Source organism: Pantoea sp. X-Soil-YNGN-775 (genome assembly GCF_059730575.1).
This window is the reverse complement of sequence record NZ_AP035946.1, coordinates 217,574-239,297: the sequence shown is the minus strand read 5'-3', so window position 1 is coordinate 239,297 and position 21,724 is coordinate 217,574. Positions and strand designations below refer to the sequence as shown.

21 protein-coding genes and 1 pseudogene are annotated in these 21,724 nt (G+C 50.9%); 13 read left to right on the top strand and 9 right to left on the bottom strand.

What is annotated here, in order from left to right; genetic code table 11:
• Positions 1–811: 811 nt before the first annotated feature.
• The 10 genes and pseudogenes from AC6I8I_RS20990 (at position 812) to AC6I8I_RS20945 (ending at position 10,417) form a co-directional block, all read left to right on the top strand.
• Positions 812–1,321, top strand: a complete 510-nt coding sequence (locus AC6I8I_RS20990) for a cytochrome b (RefSeq protein WP_312053855.1) — start codon at positions 812–814, stop codon at positions 1,319–1,321.
• 518 nt (positions 1,322–1,839) lie between these two features.
• Positions 1,840–2,115 carry a YtcA family lipoprotein gene (locus tag AC6I8I_RS20985; RefSeq protein ID WP_202966903.1) on the top strand — a complete coding sequence of 92 codons (276 nt, stop codon included), beginning with the start codon at positions 1,840–1,842 and terminating at the stop codon, positions 2,113–2,115.
• Positions 2,116–2,142: 27 nt separating this feature from the next.
• Entirely contained in the window at positions 2,143–3,207 is a 1,065-nt protein-coding gene (mdtN, locus tag AC6I8I_RS20980; RefSeq protein WP_497820863.1) for a multidrug transporter subunit MdtN, read from the top strand.
• 89 nt (positions 3,208–3,296) lie between these two features.
• Entirely contained in the window at positions 3,297–5,285 is a 1,989-nt protein-coding gene (locus tag AC6I8I_RS20975) for an FUSC family protein (protein ID WP_497828867.1), read from the top strand.
• Positions 5,285–5,827: a TetR/AcrR family transcriptional regulator gene (locus tag AC6I8I_RS20970; RefSeq protein ID WP_497828866.1), complete on the top strand. Its 543-nt coding sequence runs from the start codon at positions 5,285–5,287 to the stop codon at positions 5,825–5,827. Before AC6I8I_RS20975 ends, AC6I8I_RS20970 begins: the two co-directional genes overlap by 1 nt.
• Before the next feature lie 300 nt (positions 5,828–6,127).
• Complete coding sequence (locus AC6I8I_RS20965; RefSeq protein WP_497828865.1) at positions 6,128–6,793, top strand: helix-turn-helix transcriptional regulator; 666 nt, start codon at positions 6,128–6,130, stop codon at positions 6,791–6,793.
• 355 nt (positions 6,794–7,148) lie between these two features.
• Entirely contained in the window at positions 7,149–8,141 is a 993-nt protein-coding gene (locus AC6I8I_RS20960; RefSeq protein ID WP_497828864.1) for a zinc-dependent alcohol dehydrogenase family protein, read from the top strand.
• A gap of 139 nt (positions 8,142–8,280) precedes the next feature.
• A pseudogene (locus AC6I8I_RS20955) lies at positions 8,281–8,883 on the top strand (O-methyltransferase); the annotation flags it as partial.
• 211 nt (positions 8,884–9,094) lie between these two features.
• Positions 9,095–9,328 carry a VOC family protein gene (locus AC6I8I_RS20950; RefSeq protein ID WP_497828863.1) on the top strand — a complete coding sequence of 78 codons (234 nt, stop codon included), beginning with the start codon at positions 9,095–9,097 and terminating at the stop codon, positions 9,326–9,328.
• 594 nt (positions 9,329–9,922) lie between these two features.
• Positions 9,923–10,417 carry a glutathione peroxidase gene (locus AC6I8I_RS20945; protein ID WP_497828862.1) on the top strand — a complete coding sequence of 165 codons (495 nt, stop codon included), beginning with the start codon at positions 9,923–9,925 and terminating at the stop codon, positions 10,415–10,417.
• Between the two features lie 365 nt (positions 10,418–10,782).
• Here AC6I8I_RS20945 and AC6I8I_RS20940 read toward each other — a convergent pair whose 3' ends face one another.
• Positions 10,783–12,141: an esterase-like activity of phytase family protein gene (locus AC6I8I_RS20940; protein WP_497828861.1), complete on the bottom strand. Its 1,359-nt coding sequence runs from the start codon at positions 12,139–12,141 to the stop codon at positions 10,783–10,785.
• Between the two features lie 182 nt (positions 12,142–12,323).
• On the opposite strand from AC6I8I_RS20940, the gene AC6I8I_RS20935 reads away from it, so the two are divergent.
• Positions 12,324–12,842: a GrpB family protein gene (locus AC6I8I_RS20935; RefSeq protein ID WP_497828860.1), complete on the top strand. Its 519-nt coding sequence runs from the start codon at positions 12,324–12,326 to the stop codon at positions 12,840–12,842.
• 214 nt (positions 12,843–13,056) lie between these two features.
• On the opposite strand, the gene AC6I8I_RS20930 is transcribed toward AC6I8I_RS20935, so the two are convergent.
• A complete protein-coding gene (locus tag AC6I8I_RS20930) occupies positions 13,057–14,019 on the bottom strand; it encodes an NAD(P)H-dependent flavin oxidoreductase (protein ID WP_312757886.1) in 963 nt (320 codons plus the stop codon).
• 102 nt (positions 14,020–14,121) lie between these two features.
• On the opposite strand from AC6I8I_RS20930, the gene AC6I8I_RS20925 reads away from it, so the two are divergent.
• Positions 14,122–14,991, top strand: coding sequence for a LysR family transcriptional regulator (locus AC6I8I_RS20925; RefSeq protein ID WP_497828859.1), 870 nt, complete (start codon positions 14,122–14,124; stop codon positions 14,989–14,991).
• Between the two features lie 44 nt (positions 14,992–15,035).
• On the opposite strand, the gene AC6I8I_RS20920 is transcribed toward AC6I8I_RS20925, so the two are convergent.
• A complete protein-coding gene (locus AC6I8I_RS20920) occupies positions 15,036–15,161 on the bottom strand; it encodes a hypothetical protein (RefSeq protein WP_497828858.1) in 126 nt (41 codons plus the stop codon).
• An 85-nt stretch (positions 15,162–15,246) separates the two neighbouring features.
• On the opposite strand from AC6I8I_RS20920, the gene AC6I8I_RS20915 reads away from it, so the two are divergent.
• Positions 15,247–15,591 (top strand): hypothetical protein, encoded by a 345-nt coding sequence (locus AC6I8I_RS20915; protein WP_497828857.1) that lies wholly within the window; start codon positions 15,247–15,249, stop codon positions 15,589–15,591.
• A gap of 119 nt (positions 15,592–15,710) precedes the next feature.
• Here AC6I8I_RS20915 and AC6I8I_RS20910 read toward each other — a convergent pair whose 3' ends face one another.
• The 6 genes from AC6I8I_RS20910 to AC6I8I_RS20885 all read right to left on the bottom strand — a co-directional run bounded on the left by AC6I8I_RS20910 (position 15,711) and on the right by AC6I8I_RS20885 (position 19,132).
• The gene (locus AC6I8I_RS20910; RefSeq protein ID WP_312053835.1) at positions 15,711–15,902 is read right to left on the bottom strand and encodes a hypothetical protein; all 192 of its coding nucleotides are present in this window, start codon (positions 15,900–15,902) and stop codon (positions 15,711–15,713) included.
• A 14-nt stretch (positions 15,903–15,916) separates the two neighbouring features.
• The gene (locus AC6I8I_RS20905; protein ID WP_312053834.1) at positions 15,917–16,300 is read right to left on the bottom strand and encodes a hypothetical protein; all 384 of its coding nucleotides are present in this window, start codon (positions 16,298–16,300) and stop codon (positions 15,917–15,919) included.
• Between the two features lie 23 nt (positions 16,301–16,323).
• On the bottom strand, positions 16,324–16,713 hold the full coding sequence (locus AC6I8I_RS20900; RefSeq protein WP_312053832.1) for an Exc2 family lipoprotein: 390 nt from the start codon (positions 16,711–16,713) through the stop codon (positions 16,324–16,326).
• 396 nt (positions 16,714–17,109) lie between these two features.
• Positions 17,110–17,400, bottom strand: a complete 291-nt coding sequence (locus tag AC6I8I_RS20895) for a hypothetical protein (protein WP_312053831.1) — start codon at positions 17,398–17,400, stop codon at positions 17,110–17,112.
• A 170-nt stretch (positions 17,401–17,570) separates the two neighbouring features.
• Positions 17,571–17,747 carry a hypothetical protein gene (locus tag AC6I8I_RS20890; protein WP_497828856.1) on the bottom strand — a complete coding sequence of 59 codons (177 nt, stop codon included), beginning with the start codon at positions 17,745–17,747 and terminating at the stop codon, positions 17,571–17,573.
• Positions 17,748–17,923: 176 nt separating this feature from the next.
• A complete protein-coding gene (locus AC6I8I_RS20885) occupies positions 17,924–19,132 on the bottom strand; it encodes a hypothetical protein (RefSeq protein ID WP_497828855.1) in 1,209 nt (402 codons plus the stop codon).
• Positions 19,133–21,724: the final 2,592 nt, after the last annotated feature.

The following is a 21,724-nucleotide window of genomic DNA, read 5'->3' as shown; positions in this document are numbered from 1 at the left end:
GATTATAGGCTGGAGTCTGCCATTAATCCTTTTCTGCCACAGTTGAATACTGAAAATGCTGTAGCGAGTGAGATAAGTAATCAAAAACTCAGCAATAATCGGCAGACTGAGGCCGGAAATCAGAAATGGTCGGGCATCCGATAGGGCATAGCGTTTGATTGTTTGTTGTTCAGGAAACACCTGATGATATTGCTGCTGCCCGTACCGGGAGTTTTAAGAATCAGGTCACTGCCCAATGAGAATATTCCGGCAACGTGGCAAAATATCCTGCTCCCTGACTGTTCCCGGTCGTGGTCCGATAATTAACGGCCAAAGCACTATTATTTACGCATCTCCGCCCCTGATATTAAACAGCATAACCAGACAGGGAACCAGCAGGCGTCAGGCTTGTCAGATTTGGCTCAAAAGCGATAAGGCGCGGCCTGAGCCTGCGCCCGGCGTAATTTATTAAAAAGCTGACTGGTAACATTTAATACGTTTAACTTCAGGTGGTTACCCTAGAGCAACAGGACATTTAAGGCCACTTCAGCGATCCGGCATTTAATACGAAATCAAGGCTCAAAAAGAATAATTTTTAATACATCCTGAGTTGACAAATAATATTTCCCTCTTAATTTATCTGGAACTAAATATGCATTCCGAGGGGGTTTAATCTCGGAAGAATAAAGTAAATCAGGCTATTTATTTATGAGAATGATCTTATAGCCACCCTTCTGTGCATTGCTTAAAGTGCGCGGCCAATTTCCACGACAGTGTTTATTGAAAGTGTCATGGATGCACTTAAGAAATTTAGTAATAGGGAATTAACCTTGTGTTACCGCGTTATTCATTACCGCAGATCTGGTTGCACTGGATCTCCGCCGTTATTATCATCTGGGCCACGCTCAGCGGATTCTATGTGGCATTATTTAATCACGCTCCGCAGTGCGCACGCTGGATTGGATTTATCAATGTCTCCGTTACAACAATTTATATCCCTCTCTTTATATTAAGAATATGGTTTGCATGGTGCCACGGAAAACCCAGCGATAATCTACTCAGTCATAAAGAAGAAAAGCTTGCTGCAGCAGGACACTTCCTGCTTTACAGCAATATTGCTTTAGTCCTGATTACTGGCGTGATGATGATGGAAAAACCGATTAATGTGTTTGGCCTGATTGCGTTACCTCAACCGATTAATGACCCCGGGATTACGACCGTTTTTAATCAGGTGCATATTATTTCCTGCATGACGTTGGCGCTGCTGGTAATCGGACATATTTTAGCCGTCGTTAAGCATCAGCGTAGAGGTAAGCCATTACTGCGGCGCATGGGCTGGTAAGCCGATATCGTTTTACAAATGCGCCTCAATTCACTGTGATTATCAACCTGACATCACCGCTGTCAGAGGTCGGGTGTTAGCAGAGAATGGGGGCGTGAGATTAATGCCTGACGGGCGTGAAGTCTGTCAGGCTGCACCAAATAATCCAGCCTGTCTCACGGCGATGCCCGCCAGGGAGGGGCAGCAGTGAATCGTTATCAATACTCGCTGGCTTCGCTCCCACTAGCGGCAGTAAACCCGTCTGCGTCTGGTACTCTTCACAGCGGCTAACCTGCCGTCAGCAGCGCCCACCGCTGCCTGAGTGGACCGCAAATACCCGTAGCTCTCCCCTTTTCGGGCAGCAAACCAGAGGTCTGGATTAGCGCTGTCCCTCACCTTTCTGTCCGGCTGAAAGACGCCATACGACGCCTTCTGTTAGTGCCAGAAAGCGTCACAGCCTTGCCCGAGGCACCGAATACACCTACTAAATACAGGGTTGTATGTCGACGTCGGGTTGATATAGGGTATGTGAAAATTCAATGACGCATTTATTTATGAAATACAGAAAAATTCTGCTGGCTGCCGTCATCTTTCAGCTAAGCGGCTGTGCAGCGCACTCTCCCTCGGTCAATATTTTGGGCGCGTACTTCCCGGATTGGCTATTTTGCATTTCCGGTGGTTGCCTGATCTCAGCGGCAATATACCTGTCACTAACCCGGTACGGGAAAAATGCGTGGCTCACACCTTATATCCTGACTTATCCGCTGCTGATCACCCTTTTCTCAATGGGATTGTGGATCCTGTTTTTTTATTAATCTCAATTTGTTAACCATGGAAAACAGATGTCTATTCAGTTAAAAAATGGCGCGGGACAGCGGCGGTTTATTCTGGCGCTGTCAGTGCTTACGCTGGCAATATTATTCTGGTTAATCTGGGTATTTGATCAGACACCCGGCACTGATGATGCCTATGTTTATGCTGATACCATAACCATCGCCCCTCAGGTTAACGGGGTGATCATAAAAATGCCGGTGAAAGAGAATAATCTTGTTCGTCAGGGAGATATTTTATTCGAAATAGATCCTCGTCCCTATCACGATGCCTTAATACGCGAAAAGGCAAACCTTGCCCAGCTGGAGCAGCAAATTATTCTTACCCAGCGCGACGTCAGTGCGCAGCAGTTCAATGCACAGGCGGCAGTAAAACGGGTTGATGCCGCCCGCGCTACGGCTGAGCAGGATGCGGCTACCCTGCGACGAATGGACGCGCTGCGCGGAAAAAACTACGTTTCCGGGGAATCTCTTGATCAGGCGCGAGCCCGGCAGCGTGCATCGGCGGCGCAGTTACAGTCAGCCAGACTGCAAGCTGAACAGGCTAATGCTGCGGTCAGCAGCGTAGCGGCATTGATTGCGAAACGTGAAGTGATCAAAGCAGATATCTCCACCGCCGAATTTAATCTGGAACATACCGTTATCCGGGCGCCGTTTGAAGGCCGTGTCACCTCATTAAAAACCACCAGCGGTCAGTACGTCAGCACAGGACAGGCTGTTTTTACCCTGATTGACAGTAAGAACTGGTACGTGGTGGCAAACTACCGCGAGTCTGAACTTAAACATATTCACAACGGTGACAGCGTCGATGTTTATCTGATGAGTGATACCGGAAAGCATTTTAGCGGAACCGTAGACTCCATTGGATATGGGGTTTATCCCGATGATGGCGGGTCGTTACAGGGTGGTTTACCGAGTGTTGCCCGCAATATTAACTGGGTGCGTGTTGCCCAGCGCTTCCCGGTACGCATTCGCATTACAGCTCCTGACCGTCGGCTTTTCAGAATGGGAACCTCTGCGGTAGTGAAAGTGCATTCCGGCCGTCTGCGACATGAAAGGAAGGGTATTGCAGCATGACAACGCCAGCCATCACCGGCGGAAAAACCAGTGCTCTGCTTCGTTTTTTGCAGCAGGAGTTAAGGGGATTCCCCGGGCGTTATAATGCCATGCTGCGGTATCTGCTTTCTTCCGTCATCGTCATCATCACTTCGCTGACGCTGGGCGTCCCGCAGCTTGCCTATTCTCTGTTGGTGGTTTTTTTTGCCACCCAGAAAAACATTGTATTAACCCGGATGATATTTCCGCTGTTCCTGCTGGTGAATACCGCGGCAGTCGCGGCGGCGATCCTTATCCTGAAATTCACCATTGATGTGCCGATGCTCCGTCTGTTGAGCGTCTCTGTTGCGTTGCTTATTCTGCTGTATCAGATGCGATCTTCCAGAAAATGGGGCTTTCTCTATTTTGCCGTCGCTATCACCATCACCTACGCACAAAGCTTTGTCGATCTCAGTTCAGATGGCGAAATGTTGCTGCGTAACTGTCTGTGGTCGTGGGTGGCCGGCTGTTATGCCACTGTGGTGGCGCATATCGTTAATACGCTGCTGCTGCCGGTGGAGCCGGTCAGACAGTTGCAGCAGGAGCTGGACAGGATCCTGACGGCGACTCGCCGGGCGCTGGAAACAGCAGCTGCAGGCAAGCCGACGACGCCAGTCACGCTGGAAGAGATCCAGACCAGTGTGCTGACGTTACACAGCTGTCTCAGGTTCTCCATCATGCGGTCGCAGCCGTTTCGCGCCAATAAGGAAAAGCACCTCGCCGAAATCGCCACCGCTGAACGGCTTTATTCTGCCTCACGTCAGCTGGCCAGTCTGCACGGCGGCTTAACCGACACGGCCTCCAATCACTGCCGCAAACTGGCCGTCGAGTGCCGTTCCTTTCTTCAGTGTTTGCGGGACAACCGGCGCTATCTTCCTGAGCCGGCGGATCGGTCGCAAATTGACGCCCTGCCAGCCTGTCTTCAGGAAATGTACAGTGCGCTACGCAGCGTCTCCCTGCTGGACGCACAACGCAGCGAGCCTCAGCAATCAGGCGACACGCTTCCCGCGACTGCCCGGCCGAAAGCAGCGCTTTCATATGACTATATTAAATACGGCATCAAGACATTACTCGCAGTTGCCCTCTGTTATATCTTTTATACCAGCGTCCAGTGGCCTGGCATTCATACCTCGATGCTCACCTGTATCATTGTTGCCGTACCCGGCCTTGGCGCCTCAGTTCATAAAAGCCTGCTGCGGATCGGTGGCTGCCTGGTCGGCAGTCTGCTGGCGTTATTCTGCACAATCTTTATCCTGCCTCACATCGACTCAATAACCGGACTGTTGCTGATGGTGATACCGGCGATCGCCCTCAGCGGCTGGGTGACGGCCGGCTCCGAGCGAACCAGCTATGCCGGGGTTCAGATTTTGTTCGCGTTTTCGCTGGCCATGTTCGCAAGCTTTTCTCCCCACCCGGACCTGTCAGAAATTCGCGACCGGCTGGTAGGTATCTTACTGGGCATTACGGTTTCGACCCTGATACACAGCCTGATCTGGCCGGAAACGGAGGGGAGAACACTGCGTCATGCCCTGGCGGGCTTGTTTCAATCTATGGCGGCAAGAATGAGCCTGGTGGAAGGGAAAACCAACAGCCAGGCGGAAGGCTGGTTTAAACTGGATGCCGCACAAAAACTACTGGCCCAGGTGGCGCTCGAACCTAACTGGCGCAGCAACAATAATGAAGAGCTGACGCTAACCTGTCAGACTTTGCTGGGTAAACTGCGTGAGATCCACGTTGCAATTTCCAGGCTGGAAACCGAGTATGCGCATTCTGCCGGGGATCCTGAACAGCATGAGGCGGTTACGCTTGCCCGTCGTCTGCTGCAGAGCCTGTCAGCCGGGATGACGCGCTATGCCGAGGGATTGCAAAGTGAACCGGGCTCTGCACCGGCTATTGCCACACCGGTAGATCCGCTAATGGCTGATATGCAGCAGAGTGAGGTGGAAAGTGACGCGGTCCTGAACAGTCCCCTTCTGCTCAGGAGCCGTGAACTGGTCAGCCTCTGCTGCTCTGTGCCTGCCTGGCCGTATGACAACAAAATGAATGTATCCGGAGTGTGATGCTGATGAAGATGGAGATGATCCGCCGTAATGCGGATGAGACCAAAAAGAAACTGATAGCTGCGGCACGAGATATCCTTGCTGAGGAAGGTTATGTCGCTTTCAGTGAGAATAAAATTTGCGAACTGGCCGGCGTCACTCGTGGTGCCCTGCGTTATCATTTTCCCACCGGCCGATATGATCTCTTAAATGAACTCATCCCCCTGCTTTTACAGCAGATACCGGCCAGTAGCACCTCAGACTGTAAGACACGGATCCTGGAGTTAATCCAGTTTATGCAGCAACAGCCGGTGCACAATCCGCTGGTTCTGATCATGGAAATATGGCAGGCGACGTTTGCGGATAAAGATCTGCGGGAGTCGGTGGGACAGACACTCGATCAGCGATTCCAAGTATTTTTCAATGTCAAAACCCTTGAGGAACTGCCCGAAGAGATCACGCCATACCGGTTAATGTTCTGGGGATCGATTTTGTCGCTGCAATATCATAAAAATAATAATAACGGTTTGCAGACAATCATAGAATTCATGAAAGCGCATTAATATTGTCAGATGTCGTCTCTCAGCACGTCTGTTTAACAGGCTATAATTCTGTACAGGCCCGAAGGTAGTTTATTCTTTTGGGCTTGTCTTTTACTGATACAGACAAACCTATCGACGCCATATTTATTATAAAACCGCCTGCCGGTGCAGGTTTAATTTTACAGCCAATTATGCAATAGCGAAGAGCCGAAGAATTCAGTCTGTAAATAGAACATTTACCGGCAGAATCCTGTTGTTGTATCGCTATGTCGCATGAAAATATCAGGCTGTTTTGAATACGTGTAAATCAGGGAGATTAATATGATGGATAAACCTCTTCTTATTGTGATGACCGAAAATAACTGGTTATTTGCGGGCCTGACTGACCTGTTGCCAGAGATGACCTGTCTAAGGATGGACTATGCCAGCCAACCTATACCACGGCAGGTGAAGAAAGCCCGCAACATCATCGTTGCCGTGGACAGCCTGATATTTTTCCGGGGCGAATGGCTGACGTTCAACAGCCTCCGGGCCTGTCGGGAAGATATTTCTGTGGTCTGGCTGACTCAGGAACATACCGGGCGGGTTTTCCCGGCAACCAGCCGGGGTGACAGGATCCTGTCACAGACAGAGGATATTAGCTCGCTTGCGCCGATGATCAGAGAAATTGCCGAACAGTCGGTATCCCGGCTAACAGCAGATCGTGTCAGACCGGTCAGCCTGACGCTGACGGAGCGTCGGCTGCTGCCCTTTTTTATCGCCGGTGTCAGTCTGCCGGACCTGTCCAGACAGCTGGGTTGCGCGATAAAAACCCTCTACCACCACCGTCATAGTATCGTGACCAAAGCGGGATTCAGGCAGCCGGTATTTCTGGAGTACGTGTATAAATCTAATCCGGGATTTAGCGGTATATTCAGTCCGGAATCAACCGCGTGGAAAACAATATGGCAGGAGGAGCAGAAACAAGGCCTGTCCGTCGATGGATAATCTGGCTTATTACAGGCTTTCGTATTGCGGTAAAGCTTCCCGACCCGCATTCACACCGGCCGGGCAACGACAACTTTCCTGCCTGATTTATTTTCAGCCAACGGAGCAAGTGAAACGGCAGGATAGAGCGGACGACACGACAGACCTGTGCGGGTTTCCAGGTGATGATATTGCTCCGGTAAGGTTTTTGCCAGCCAGGTTTACTGAGGCCGCTGATTGTTACCGGATTAATAACACTGTCGTTCCTCAACGACTATTTTTACAGCGATGACAACCACGTAGATTAGTCGCAGATGAATCGGGTGTGCGCTCTGCGCTACCCGTAAGCTATCCTGCTAACTGACGAGGTCTGAAAATGTCTAAAGTTGTTACCTTTAACCGCACCGGTGGTCCCGAGGTTCTGGAAATTGTTGATGTACCGGTGCCGACACCGGCTGCAGGAGAAGTTCAGATTCGCGTAAAGGCAATAGGTGTTAACCGGGCGGAAATTATGTACCGCACGGGTCAGTATGTGATCGAACCCGAATTCCCGGCGCGTCTGGGTTATGAAGCGGCTGGCGTGGTTGAGGCAGTCGGTGAAAACGTCGACGGTTTTACCTGCGGGGATGCAGTCAGCGTGATCCCGTCGTTCATGTTCAGTGAATACGGCATGTATGGCGAACGGGTTAACGCACCTGTACATGCGGTGGTGAAACAGCCAGAAAATCTCTCCTTTGAACAGGCCGCCGCGAGCTGGATGATGTACGTAACCGCTTACGGTGCGCTGGTTGAGTACGGTAATTTGCAGGCCGGGCAGAATGTCATCATCCGCGCAGCCTCAAGTAGCGTTGGGCTGGCAGCCATTCAGATAGCGAATATGCTGGGCGCAAACCCTGTGGCCCTGACCCGCACCAGCGAGAAGCGTGAGATGCTGATTAAAGCCGGGGCAGCCGCCGTTATCGCCACGGCAGAACAGGATATGGTCGCTGAAATCAATCGCCTGACCAATGATCAGGGTGCCCATATTGTCTTTGATCCTGTAGGCGGCCCGGACGTGGCAAAGCTGATGCGGGTCATGGCACCCCAGGGAGTGTTCTTCCAGTATGGCGCGCTCGATAGCCGTGACATGCAGGTACCGGTGTTCGAACTTCTTGGTAAACACCTCACCCTGCGTGGCTATGAGCTGTTCGAAATCACCACCGATCCGGAAAAAATGGCGCGCGCAAAAACCTTCGTCACCGACGGCCTGCGTTGCGGCAAACTTAAACCGGTAATTGATAAAACATTCAGGTTCGATGAAATTGCTGATGCGCACCGTTATATGGAAGCAAACGGTCAGGTAGGTAAAATCGTTGTCACTGTTGAATAAAGCGTCTGCTGCACGGCTCACCTGCGGGGCCGTGCAGTAACTGCATCCTTTTAACCAGACGTGCAGGGCCTGACCGGGATCCGGCGGCCATGTTGTTGATGAATAATCCGCCCGGTCAGAACTCAAACCCATATAAAATGAAGATTCAGACTTAAAATATGCGCTCGCCAACAATGCAGAGAAAGGGCTACCGACACACGATGTATCTGCATTACAAGGCAAAATGCTGGCAATGTTCATCCGGATGACACGTGCTGTACAGGTGCTTGAAATTGGTACGCCTGGAGGATACAGCACGATCTGGATGGCAAGAGCTCTACCCCCAACCGGAAGCATAACGACCCTTGAGTTCAATAAGCATCATGCTGAAGTTGCCGGTCAGAATATAGATAAGGCAGGACTTACTGAGCGCGTTAAACTGCTCACCGGTGCTGCACTGGATCTCTTGCCCACGCTTAGCGGCCACTTTGATCTTATTTTAATTGATGCCGATAAAGTGAATAACCCACATTATCTGGAATGGGCAATCAAACTGTCGAAACCTGGTACGGTTATTGTTGGCGATAACACGGTGCGTGGCGGTAAAGTCCTTGATGCCGATAATGAAGATCCTAACGTAAAAGGGCTCCGCAAGTTTATTCAAATGATATCGGAGGATCAGCGCCTTGAAGCCACCGCCATACAGACTGTGGGCGAAAAGGGATGGGACGGCTTTGTCATGGCTATCGTTAAGACCCTGTGATTGATATTCTCACTAAAAAATTATTGATGTCCGGCGGATTTTGACCGGTGTTTAAAGCGTTGCTTCAGATGAAATAGCGCCATCGTTTCAATCTGAGTAACAGTGAGATTTGATCGCACGTGCGGGGTGAGGACTATCAGGCACGTTGCAGATGGTTTATTCGTCATACTTCAGCGAGTATTGCCGGTAATATACAGCAGGGAGACAGAGTATGAAGATAGCTAATATAGATCATATACATGTCTACGTTGACCATATTGAGCACGCAGAGCGCTGGTATCAAGAGATCCTCGGATTTTCACGCGATAACGCACTCGCCTTCTGGTTCAAACAGGGTGGACCGCTGGTGATAAGGAATCATGGCGCATCGCTTTCTCTATTCCTGAGAAAATCTCAGCATCCTGGCCATACCATGGCGTTCGGCGTGGAAGCCCCCCTTTTTTAGCTCCCTATTACCCCGCCTCAAACACCATGAAATCCCTTATACCGCCTGTGACCACGATGTTTCGATGTCGGTATACTTTAGCGATCTCAGTAATAACAAGATTGAAGTGACCTCTTACGATTACATTCAGGCAAAACAGATACTGAGCAACGTTGCCTGAGAATGTCGCTGCCAGCCCTTTCACACGCGCCAGGCCTGCCTCTGCTCAGCAGCCAGCAAAAACAGCGTCGAACAGCTCACCTCCGTTGCTGATACATAGCAGCAGGATGATGGCAAAATGCCAGCTTTGGTGGCAAAAATGGACACGGGTCAGATGAGGGTGCGTTAAACTCCGGGCCGCAGGTCAGTCCCGGTCACCTTGTTATTCGGCGCGATCAATAGGTATCGCCTACAGTATGAGCACGCGAACAGAGCAGAGTGGCCGGGCCAAAAAGGCTTTTTACCAGACTAAAGCCAGCATAACCGCCGACTTCATTGACCTTGCCGTAAAGCCTGACGTCATAATATCTGCTGCTCGCCCCGCCTCACAGCGCGTGCAGCATCGCACGACGTTGCACTGTCGACGTCAAATAATTCTGCTTTAAGGATGCCGTCATGACCCCTTTTCATCAACTGACTGCCACCAGCCTGCGTGGCCAGCCTGTCCCGATGGCCGACTATGCTGGCAAGGTGGTTCTGGTGGTTAACACCGCCAGCCATTGTGGCTTCACGCCGCAATACGCAGGCCTTGAAGCGCTGTATAAAAAATACGCTGACCAGGGTCTGGTGGTGCTTGGGTTTCCCTGCAACCAGTTCGGAAAGCAGGAACCCGGCGGGCCCGACGAAATCACCCAGACCTGCCAGATCAACTACGGCGTGAGCTTTCCGATGTTTGAGAAAGTGGACGTCAATGGAGCCGCCGCGCACCCGCTGTTTCGGTACCTGAAAGACCAATTGCCCGGCGTGCTGGGGGGTCGGATCAAGTGGAACTTCACCAAGTTCCTGATCGGACGTAACGGCAAACCGCTCAGGCGTTTTGCACCGATCACTACCCCGCAGAAAATGGAAGCCGCCATTCTGGCTGCGCTTGAAACCGACGCAAAATCTTAGTTTCAGCCATTCGCTTTAAGATCTTGCGGCACGCGGATTCCGGCTGGATAAGGCGACCTTCGCGCCTCGCGCAAGCGCTGCCACCACATGTTTATTAGCGGCCGCAGCGCTGTCTGTAACATAGACGGCCGGGGTAACAGCGTTAAAAAAGTGAGCTGCTGCTGTTGAATGCCACGCTGTTGCATGGCTAAACCCAACGGCAACACGGTGAAGGGACGTCTGACCGGTTAAACGCAGAGCGGCGTACTGCCTCACCTGATGATAAAGCGGCGGGTATTATCTGGCGACGCTAAAGCCAGGCTGAATCCGGCTCTTTTACAATCCGTGATGCGATTAACGGAGACAGCCTGGAGTGAGGAGAAGCTTTATTTCAGCGGTTCCGCCAGCGTTACGATCCACAACTCGCTATCTGACTCGGGTTTCTCCAGCGGCTTCAGGCCGATAGTGGTGGCCACCGGCTTATCATCGACCGTCAGCGTCCCCTGCTCGTTCACCCGATAATCCTTGCGCTTCTTGCCTTCAACCGGCTTTTTCATCACCGTTTTCACGCCAAAGTCATTGTCATTAGCCACCGCCAGGGTTTTATTGTCAATCAGCGCCAGCCCTTCGGCCTTCTCCTGCTGCCAGCCGAGCTGACGTAAATCGACCACCCGCGTTTTAGCCGCGAGCTTAATGCCGCGCTGCGCCAGCGTTTTCTCATCGTCAAACTCCGGGTAGTCGTCAGGCTTATCGAATGCGGCAAGATCGGTAGCCCGGCTCAGGTCCACCTTATAAATAAGGTTACGCATTGCGTCGTCTTTGCTGCTGCCCTGTTCAATCAGCAGGATATGCTGATTGTCGATCGCCACGATATCGCCAATTTTCGCGTCGCTGTTTTTAGCGTAAGCCTCGCTGTCGATGGGGTAACCATACATCGCGGTTTTCCCGGTCGCCGGATCAAAGCTGACCAGGCGGGTAAAGCGCGCCTGCTTTTTACTTTTACCCTCGATATCCAGCGTGCTCTGCACCGCGGCGATAATACGGCCATCCGGCATGCGGGTGAGGCCTTCAAAGCCACGATTTGGCTGGCGCCACTTAAGAATATTCGGCAGACCACCGGCGATCGATTTCTCTCCTTCCGCGGCCTGCGGCCCGTGAATCGCCAGAATCTTACCGCGCTGATCAACGTTAATCAGGAACGGGCCATACTCATCGCTCAGCCAGTATCCGCCCTTGCCGTCAGGCGTAATGCCTTCCGTATCCAGACCCCGGTTATCGCCATGCAGCACTTTCAGGGTATCGCTGAGCGCGACTTCATTGGTTGAGCCGATGACGCCATCCTGTAGCGGTAAGCCGTTCACATTGCCCTTTTCGTCATGCAGCGGCCGCGCATCCGTGGCCTCCGCTTTGCCGTTCTGCACCCGAATCTTCATCAGCAGCGGGGCGAAGTCTGGCGTAACGAAAATCTTCGCCTCCTTTTTACCCACATCAGGCGAGTCGGCATTCGGTCCGCGATCGGTGACGGTTTCGAAGGTGAGCGCGTCGCCCTGCTTGCCGGTAAACAGCAAGCCGGAGCCGATCCCTACCGGCAAACCCTGTGGAAACGCGCTGGCGAAAGCGCCGCTGTAGCTTACGCGCGTACCTTCGGGAAAACTGACAATATAGTGCTCAGCCTGAGGCTGTGCCGCTAACGTTGATAAAGAGAGCGCACAACCGATAATCAAGGCAATGGTTTTTATTTTCATAATGTTAACGTCCATGAAGGAAAACTGACATCTTAAGGGAGACAAATGACAGTTAAATGATATGCCCGGCAAACTTAGGCGGCTAACAGCTTGATTTCACCTCGTTAAGAAGCGGGATGGTGCGGGGATGAAGGTATATTTCTGTGACAGGGTAAATAGCATCGGGCAAAGAGGAGCTAGCTATGCGGTCAGTTGTTGTGGTGCCGTACGATAAACAGTGGCCGGAAATGTTTAAGGCAGAAAGTGCCTTAATAAAGACATTTTTAGGTAAGATAGTTAAAGATATTCATCATATTGGCAGTACGGCGGTGCCTGGCCTCGCAGCAAAACCCGTTATCGATATACTGCTGGAAGTGTACGATATCAACCCACTGGATAAATACCGCTCTGCAATGGCCCGCGCCGGATACGTTGCGCGCGGTGAGAACGGAATTGCAGGGCGACGCTACTTCATTAAGGGTGGTGACAGGCGCAGCCATCAGCTACATGCGTTTGCAGTCGGCGATACACAGATATTAAGACATCTTGCTTTCCGTGATTACCTGAGGAAAAACAGCGATATCGCCGAAAAATATGCCGGGATAAAGCGCGCGGCAGCATCGCTGTATAATAACGATGCGCATCGCTATAGCGCATTCAAAGCAGACTTTATAGAGCATCATCTGCAGCTGGCGCTGATTGATCCGCAGCGTCAGATATAGAGCCAGTCGTCCGGGTCTCAGGGTGAATGGCTGTGGCTGTGACTGTGGTCAGCATTGTTCAGCTCACGCCTCGTTTGTCTTGTCCTGGCTGTGGTATCTGACACGCTTCGCTTGCTGCAGTCATCACCCGCTTTCCCCTCTGCCACCTTACCCTGCCCTGACTCTTTCAGGCGTCGCGGTCAGTCTGTTGAGTAATGGCGTTAACGGTGCGCTGTTACTCTTTGAAGTCCTGCATAAGTTCAGAAACAATATCTGCCGCCGGACGAATGGATTTGATGACGGAAATACCGGTCCCGGTGGACACGATGCCCTGGTCAAAATTGCCGAGCCTCATGGCCTGCCACAGCGAGTGATAGCCGTTCATCGCTTTGAACATGGCGTCCCGATCGGTGCCCTGCGCATCCAGTTCTGCCAGTGCAGGGCTCAGATCGGTGGGTAAAGTACGGTAATAAGCCGGCAGCGTGCGGAACAGCAGTAACTCCTCCGCCGTTGAGTCGACAATCAGCCGTTTAACCTTGTCAGCGGCGGGGTTCTCGTCTGCAGTTAAAAACAGGCTGCCGGCATAAACCCCTTCCGCTCCCAGCGCCAGGGCAGCACGCACGCCACGGATATCACCAATACCGCCGGCGGCGATGACCGGGACTTTTACGCTATCCGCGATCATCGGAACGATGCTGAAGGTGCCAATCACCCGGGTTGGCACGGTGCCTCCTTCATCAAATCCGGTGGCGATGATGATGTCGGCCCCTAATCGCTCGGCTTCTTTTGAATTAGCGATGGTCGGCGTCAGGGCGCGATAAAGGATTTTTATGCCGTGGCTTTTAAAGAAATCAAAAATTTCAGCGTCCAGCAGCTCATTGAGCAGCACCACTTCCACGCCTTCTTCAACCAGCATTTCTGCGGTGGGCCGCCAAAAATCCATGGCCGGGCCGTTGATCACGGTGGCAGCAAAGGGTTTGCTGGTCAGCTTTTTCACTTTTCTGATCTCTTCCCGCATGCGGTCCAGTGCCACATAACGTGAGCCCGGCAGACTTTGCTGACCGGCGTGCGGGCCCAGCGTACCCAGCCCACCAGCATTTGAAACGGCAGCGACCAGTTCCGCATTGGTCAGGAAGTACAACGGTGCCTGTATTAGTGGATAGCGAATATTCAGGATTTTAGTGACGCGATTATTCATTTTTTGCTCCTGCAGAAAATTACACAGGCAAAATGTTACGCTTTACATAATGGAAAGGAATCGTCAAAAATAGAAACCTGATGCCCATATATGGAAAACACAGTGGATTTTAACGCTACGAAATTGTTCATCGCCGTGGTGAATGCCGGCAGTTTTTCGGCGGCCAGTGACAGAATGGGCGTGCCGATCTCCACCCTGAGCCGCAAGATTAATGAGCTTGAGCAGGCCCTGAAGGTGCAACTGCTGGAACGCTCACGACAGGGGGTAAAACCCACCCATCGCGGGCAACAATTTTTTGAACAGGCCCGTCTGGGCGTCGAACTGCTGGAAGATGCGCAAAAGTCTGTCACCTCAGCCCACACGCTTCAGGGCAAATTGCGCCTGTCGGTCCCGCCTGAGTTCTCACTGTGGTGGGATTTACTGATCGCATTTCAGCAACGCTATCCTGATATCAGCGTATTTTGTCATTCCAGCGAAAGGGTGGTCGATTTATTCGAAGATGGTATCGATGTGGCGCTGAGAATGGGCGATTTAAAAACCGATGAGGTGATCGCTAAGCCCGTCATGAATATGGAAACGGTGTTTGTAGCCAGCCCGGCATTACTGGCGCGTCACGGCACCCCGAAGACGCTGACTGAAATGGCCCGGCTACCGATTGTTGCCTGGGAAACGCTGAATCGCGGTTTTTTTGAATGGAACGCGGAAGCGGAAAAAGTAAAATACGCGCCCTTCTTTACCACTAATAACGTTCAGGGATTACTTCATTATGCTCTGCAGGGAATGGGTATCGCAAAGCTGCTGAATATATCTGTCCGGCCCTGGCTGGAAAGCGGTGAACTGATACAGCTATTACCCGGGATCGCAACGCAAAGCCTCCCGCTGCACCTGGTCTATGCCCGCCATAAACATCCGTCAACCCTGGTGCGAGCGTATCTGGATTTTTGCTCAGAATGGACAAAAAAGCTCAAGTAACGAGATAGCAAAATAATCTGTCCGGTTACCCCGACGCAGCCTGCTCAGCGGTGCTGAAGGGTAGATGATTCGCCAGGAAATTGTCGGAGTACGATGCAGTCGCCCGCACTTAACGCCGCCAGTTTGCCGCTGGCGACCTGACGTGATAACGGCACTTGAGACGCCGCCACCCGGTTTATCTGCAATCAATACGTGTTAGCACCGCTATGCATTATCCGACGTGATCGGTCCGCATGAAGAGGTTGAATCCGCCAGATGAAGAAAATAGTCAGGTATATCGCATGGTTTGAAAGTATGAGCGCCGTTGAGTTCATTACCAATCCACTGAATCTTGATTTCAATCATCGGGGTTTGAATCAAAACGCAGCAAGAATCTATTATATAAATGGCTATGAAATAACAGCTGACGAACTTACAAATGTAATAAAGAAACGCTGCCAGGGTTTTGACGAAAGCAGTGTCAGGCTAATAACGCCACTGCTGCTGCAGTTGCTGCCGGCAGACAGTAAGGCTTTCTTTGCACGTTGCAGATGTCGTCGGATCTTTCTGATAGAGATGCTGTATCGTCTGCCATCGAAATCTGTCGCTCTTGTTTACTGAACCCCTAAAAATACGCGGTTCAATTCAGCAAGGGTTGTATGAGAAGACGGCAGGCGAAAATGCCGCCGATATGTGCCGATTTATAAAGGGAGCGGAACTCCCTTTATATTTGTCAGATATTAACTTACTGGCCAGTGAATGCCGTTGCCGCGCAGGCATTCAACCAGAATAAAGGCGAACACAACGGAAGCGACACAGACAGAGATTTTTTTCCATATCCCGATAGGCAGGAATAACACCTCACGTTCGTCACGGATCTGCCGCTGCATCGCCAGCATGGTTTCCTGATGCAGCTGGCGAATAAGTTTCAAATCTTCATCCTGCCTCACTTCATCCAGCCCTCAAACTGGCCATTTTGCATGAGCGCGACTTTACCATTCTTGTAAAAAATCACATTACTGATACCGGCCGCAAACACCTGGTTACCGGCATTTTCTTCAGTTTTAATGGCTGGCTTGCCGTCTATGCTGACGATGCCCAGTTTATCACGTGATACCACTACATTTTTATAGCGCCACTTTCCGGCGGCAGATTTATGGGCCGCCTGGGCGATTTGTGCATTCTCAAGCGCCTGTTTCTCGGCTGCGCCAACCATTGCTGTATGGCGGTTCTGCTCTGCCATATAACAGATATCGCGGCTGACGCCTTGTGCCTGGCAATCAGCCATGCGCGAAGAAGCAGAAGAACAACCGACCACCGTCAGCACCACACCAATAACCTGTAATTTTTTCATCATTTCCCATCATACCCATCAAGAAAAGTAGCCTGAATATCAGCGTTTAAGCCTTTCCGCTCCCGGTCAGACCAGGACTGCGAGAAGGATTGGCCGTTATAATGACTAAAGTTGGTTTCACCGTTCATTTGCAGTGTAATGCGTTTAGCTTCGGCTTCAGCCTCTATCGCCGTTAAACCTGCACTGCGAGCCGATTTCCCTGCATCGTAGATATACTCAAATGCAGGCTGCAAAGCCTTTACAGAACTCATTTTATCTACCGCCCTATTGATATTATCGGCCTCCATAAAGTAATAGACGTAATGCCTGGCATGTTGCTGAGCGGATGTCTGTGTGATACAGCCAGTCATTAACGCTGCAATAACGGCAACAGCGAATAACTTTTCCATACTGATTATGCCTTTAGTGTCATGTCGGCTTTGCATTAGTTAAATCGTTAACAACCCTGCCGCCTTGGGCTGAACAGCGATTTTACTTATTGCTTTGCGCTGTAAATCACACATAACTAACTTCTTTTTTAGGTGATTATTCTGAGACTATATTCTGCATGGCTACATTTTTTATTATAGCGACTGACATATAACGTTGAGTTCAGGCATAACTTATCCGGCCATAAGCGCCACCGAAAACTGCCGCGGAAATATGCTTTTCAGAACATGCAGGTTCAGTAAAAACCGCAACAACGGAAAACCAATTGCCAGTTTGTTTATTCTGAAACTATCCTCACCCTCAAACTGAACGGTTTCCCGGCAAAGTGCTTTCACTCCCGGGCGTGATTTTGAACGTTAATGAAGGACTGCGCGTTTAGCAACCTTTTCAGGCACTCCCGCCGCCACAGCCAACGCCCGGCGTTCGGTACAAACCGGACAATCGCACGGTTCGCCTTTACGTAGTACGCTGGATGCCGCTGCCGCCATTGCCATCACGGCAATAGTCTGAAATTCGTCAACGACATTCATATGAACCTTCATCGCTTCGCCGTTATCTTGCTGTGTGCAGTTCATGACTTCAACCGCGTGCCCTTCAGCATCAGTCGCTGTAATGACGATTTGAACCGACATTCCCTTCTTATTCATAATAATCTGACACCTCTGGTATCTTTTGAGCAGGCGGCGCGTCCCTGTGCCACAAATTAACCTGATAATTCATTTCCGCCTGTATCTGGATCCACTAGCGGGTCTGTGCGAACCGCTTCTCTGACTCGCGTCAGCGGTGACGCTCGCGGCGGAGTTCATTGCGAAAGTGTCTAACCTGCGCAGACAATCCCCACGTTAGCGGCATTACTTCCCTCTTCTGGTTTCAGTGGATAAACCGTCCAGAACTTCAGTTGCGCCACCTGTTTCGCGTGCTCTTCTTGCTGTGTTACCAGCTCAGTACCATTCGCGTGCACCATCAACCACGCTTTTACTTGATCAGTATTCATCACATCCACCCTTCAAAAGCCTGCGTAAGCGCGGCTATCGTTATGAAACATGAAAGCGCCAACATAACGAACAGCAAGACAGTCAGCGCAGCAATATCAAACCATCGCATAGGGCCACTCCCACATGCGTGCACGAGTGCGCGATAATAAAACCCGCACAGGCGGGTTTAGATTTATCAGAAGTCGCCGTGCACACCTGCTCCAGCCATCCAGCCGCCGAAAGAATCGGTAGACGCCTGGAAAGATACGGCAGTGTGTTCAGTTACCCCTTTCTGCACCCCGGCGGCGAAGCCTGCGCCCTCTCCGTTCGCTGTACCCGTAGAGAGCGCCCAGCTATCGTGGTTAGCGTCGAAGTGAAGAGAAGACATAGCGGCAGCGTTATCGCCGATTTGCTTAATCTTTTTGCTGTTCTCTGCGATGCGGTCAGAGTTGTGCTTGATGCTCTTCTCTGCATTGTCCAGGCGGGCGCTGTTCTGATCAATGCGAGCACTATTGTGCTGGATGATTTCACGGTTAGCGCTGATGGCTTCGCCGTTGGTATCGATGCGAGCCGCGTTATATTGGATCGCTTCGCCGTCCGCCAGAATGGCGGTGCGGTTTGCCTGAACCTCGGCAGCGTTAGTCTGAATGCCCGCCGCATTTGCTTTTACGTCGTTGGCAGCCGTCTGGATCTGCTGTGATTCATTGCGCTGCTGCTGGGAATCATTGCGCTGCTGCTGTGCAATCTGTTCATTAACGGCGGTGCGGTATGCAGTTGCATCGCTATCTTTTACCGGCTGTTCAGTGGTGGTAACAGGCGCGGCCTTAACGTCAGCGATGCCACGGTGCGCAGCCGCCAGCGCATCACGCTGTTCCTGCACAGACCGGGCTACCGGCGGTTCAGTGGTGGTGACAGGCGCGGCCTTAACGTCAGCGATGCCACGGTGCGCAGCCGCCAGCGCATCACGCTGTTCCTGTTCAGACCGGGCTACCGGCGGTTCAGTGGTGGTGACAGGCGCGGCCTTAACGTCAACGATGCCACGGTGCGCAGCCGCCAGCGCATCACGCTGTTCCTGCACAGACCGGGCTACCGGCGGTTCAGTGGTGGTGACAGGTGCGGCCTTAACGTCAGCGATGCCACGGTGCGCAGCCGCCAGCGCATCGCGCTGTTCCTGCACAGACCGGGCTACCGGCGGTTCAGTGGTGGTGACAGGCGCGGCCTTAACGTCGGCGATGCCACGGTGCGCAGCCGCCAGCGCATCACGCTGTGCTTGCACAGCAACAACCGGATCTACTTTCTGGTTTTCGGTACGGCGCTGGTTATCAATTACCCGCAATTTACCTGCGATTTCATCAGAATATGTTGTCGGCTGGTTCACCCACTCGCCGCCCGGTCTGGTGCTCATCTGGCTTCCGATCAGGTCCGCAATATATGAAGATTTACCCGTAGCCTGGAATGAGTCCGCAAGTGTTGCCTGTTGCGTTGCATTTAAGTTATTCCAGCCTCGCGCCGCTTCAGCCCAGTCTGTTTCTGTATGCGCATGTGTCAACGCATAGGCAACAGACTCAGTTAATGCGTCTGCATGTGCTGTATTAATCGCTAATCCGCAAATCGCACTAATAGTCACAGCCACAATGGATCTTTTCATTAAAATGAACTCGCTAAAGTTGATTTATGACATCATGTGTAAATCACAAATGGAAATCAGTCTCCTGGCCCGCCAGCCATAAGATTGAAATCCCTAAAAGACCTCGTCTTAATCGACGAGGTCTTTTTACTGCTAATAAAATAATTTGTGAAAATCTTAAAAACCCCCACCAGAATTTTTAACAGTCCAGGCACTTATCTTTTACTATAAAACTTCTTTTTGTTTGCAGAGCCTATCATTGCCACATCAATTTCCACTTGAAACTTATAGTTTCTCTCCACCTACGCTTTAATTCATCTAAAATATAAATGCAGACATTAAAAGAGCTGGTCAATGAGGCCCGGGTATTACAAATTGAATTCATTAATACGACACGATCGCGCTTTGAATGCAAAGTTGCTGTTCCTTCAGATCAGGTGCAACGATGTAACGTAATCTACAAACTGTCTTTATCTAAAGCGCTACTAAGCCTTAACTGCTCATGGCATGAAATAATAAGCAATTAAAAACCGTTGTTACTTCCTGGTTTCAGCAGCGTTGCCCCTCGATAGTGAAGCACTCAATAATGGGGGCATGCCCATTAACGATTTCCAGAGCCTGGACTAGCAAACACGCGCTTCCATACTTCATATTGGTTCCGTTAAAAGCCCTGAAAACCTTGCTGTACAGTTGTCGGAGGCGGTAAGAGACAGGCTAACAATGAAATCGATTACACGGCTAATATCTGCTCTTTTGCCCTCAGAAAGCGCAATTTACGCCGCAACGTCGAGGTGAAATTTGATCTTGATCAGCTTTTGATATTGATAAAATGAATGCGGTTACACGCACATTTTAATTACTTGTTTTGCAAAGAAAATTATTGAGCAAAAAATGCTATATCTTTGGTGTTTGTCAGGCTCGTAAGCTGACTGATACCGCTCATTCTGCCGGTTATTGAGCCAATTAACCGGCCTGATGAGATGATCTAAAGGCCACCACAGCCTTGCTAAACTGTTCCTGTTAGATTTTCTTGTTGAGTAGGGTGGCTTGCCTTGTCTTATTAATTGAGCCGATCCTAAGACTGGACATTATTTGGGATAACAGCATGTCAGGTGCGCGACACCATTCTGAAAAATCATGTATACATCACCAGGCACTGAATTCCGTCAATGCAAACATTGCCTGTTTGACCGATCCTTTTTGAGCCAGAGGCGCTGACTGATTAGTGGGGTGTTGCATGAGGTTGGTGAGCATCTGTCTCTAAGTGCTGACATTAAGCTTTATTAGCCGCGCCTGAGACTTCGGCTATCCGGCAATACGATGCAACGCCAGAATAATGGGCCGTTCGGTAAAAGAGGCAGGCAGATCCTATTCGCTAATTATTATCTGCTGGCAATTCCCAGGGCGCGGGTCTTTAAACGCTTCTGACTGCTGGTTCAGCCCGGGAGGATATTACGGCAGAAGGTCAGACGCGGAATAACGTCATTCATGCCGCGCCGGATAAAAACGGCCTCAGCGTCGCTGCGATGAAATGATGGCAAATAGCGTGAACGCTATAAACATTTTCGTCAGCGGAGGCAAAAGTTGCGCAGTAAGTTGCAGATCCTGAAGCCACCATTACAGATCAGCAGCAGGCATTCCTGAAAAAGCTGAAGAAACAAACGTCATCAAGTGCGCAGCCCGGCGTAGCTGCTTATGTCCCTTAATGTTCATAGCAGAAGTCATGCAACCCCGAACAGCAAATCGAATGCCCGTCGGAGACACCAGCAGCAAGCTATACCTGAGCATGTCAGAGATGACAACTGATGAATGGGCTAGCGGCTGAACCTTGAGGTTATTTGCATTCTGCTTATCTACTGAAGCGGCGGCAGCATTGAAAAAGTCGCGGCGTTGACCGCTTCCGTGGTTAATACAGTTATCAAACTGCGGTTAACTTTTATGTGGGATATTTTTCATCGTCTGAACGCCGCGCGGGTCATGCCCGGCAGGTGTTTGAAGAGATTGTGTCGGTTCTGTTTACGCGAAAATTCGTCTGAAAAGGCGGTTTAATTCCAGTAGCCACCATTATCATCATAGTAGCCGAGGGTTTATCCGCTACCCTTTCCATCAAGGCCCTGGTTAGCTTTTGACTCACGCCATCTGCATCTGACTCCGCTTCAGGATGTCCGAAGCGAGTAAAAGAAACGGACGATAACTCCGGTTAACTCAACGAGCATTTATCAGCGGATTAACGCTGTCTGATTCCGCTCTTAGCCCTATCTTTGCCGGTAACGCAGACATGCAGATAGATTTAAAAACCGGTTTGATTGACGCATTGCCTCAGTGAGAGCAGGTGAGAACCCTCACAAAAATGCTTTTTATCTGAGGAAT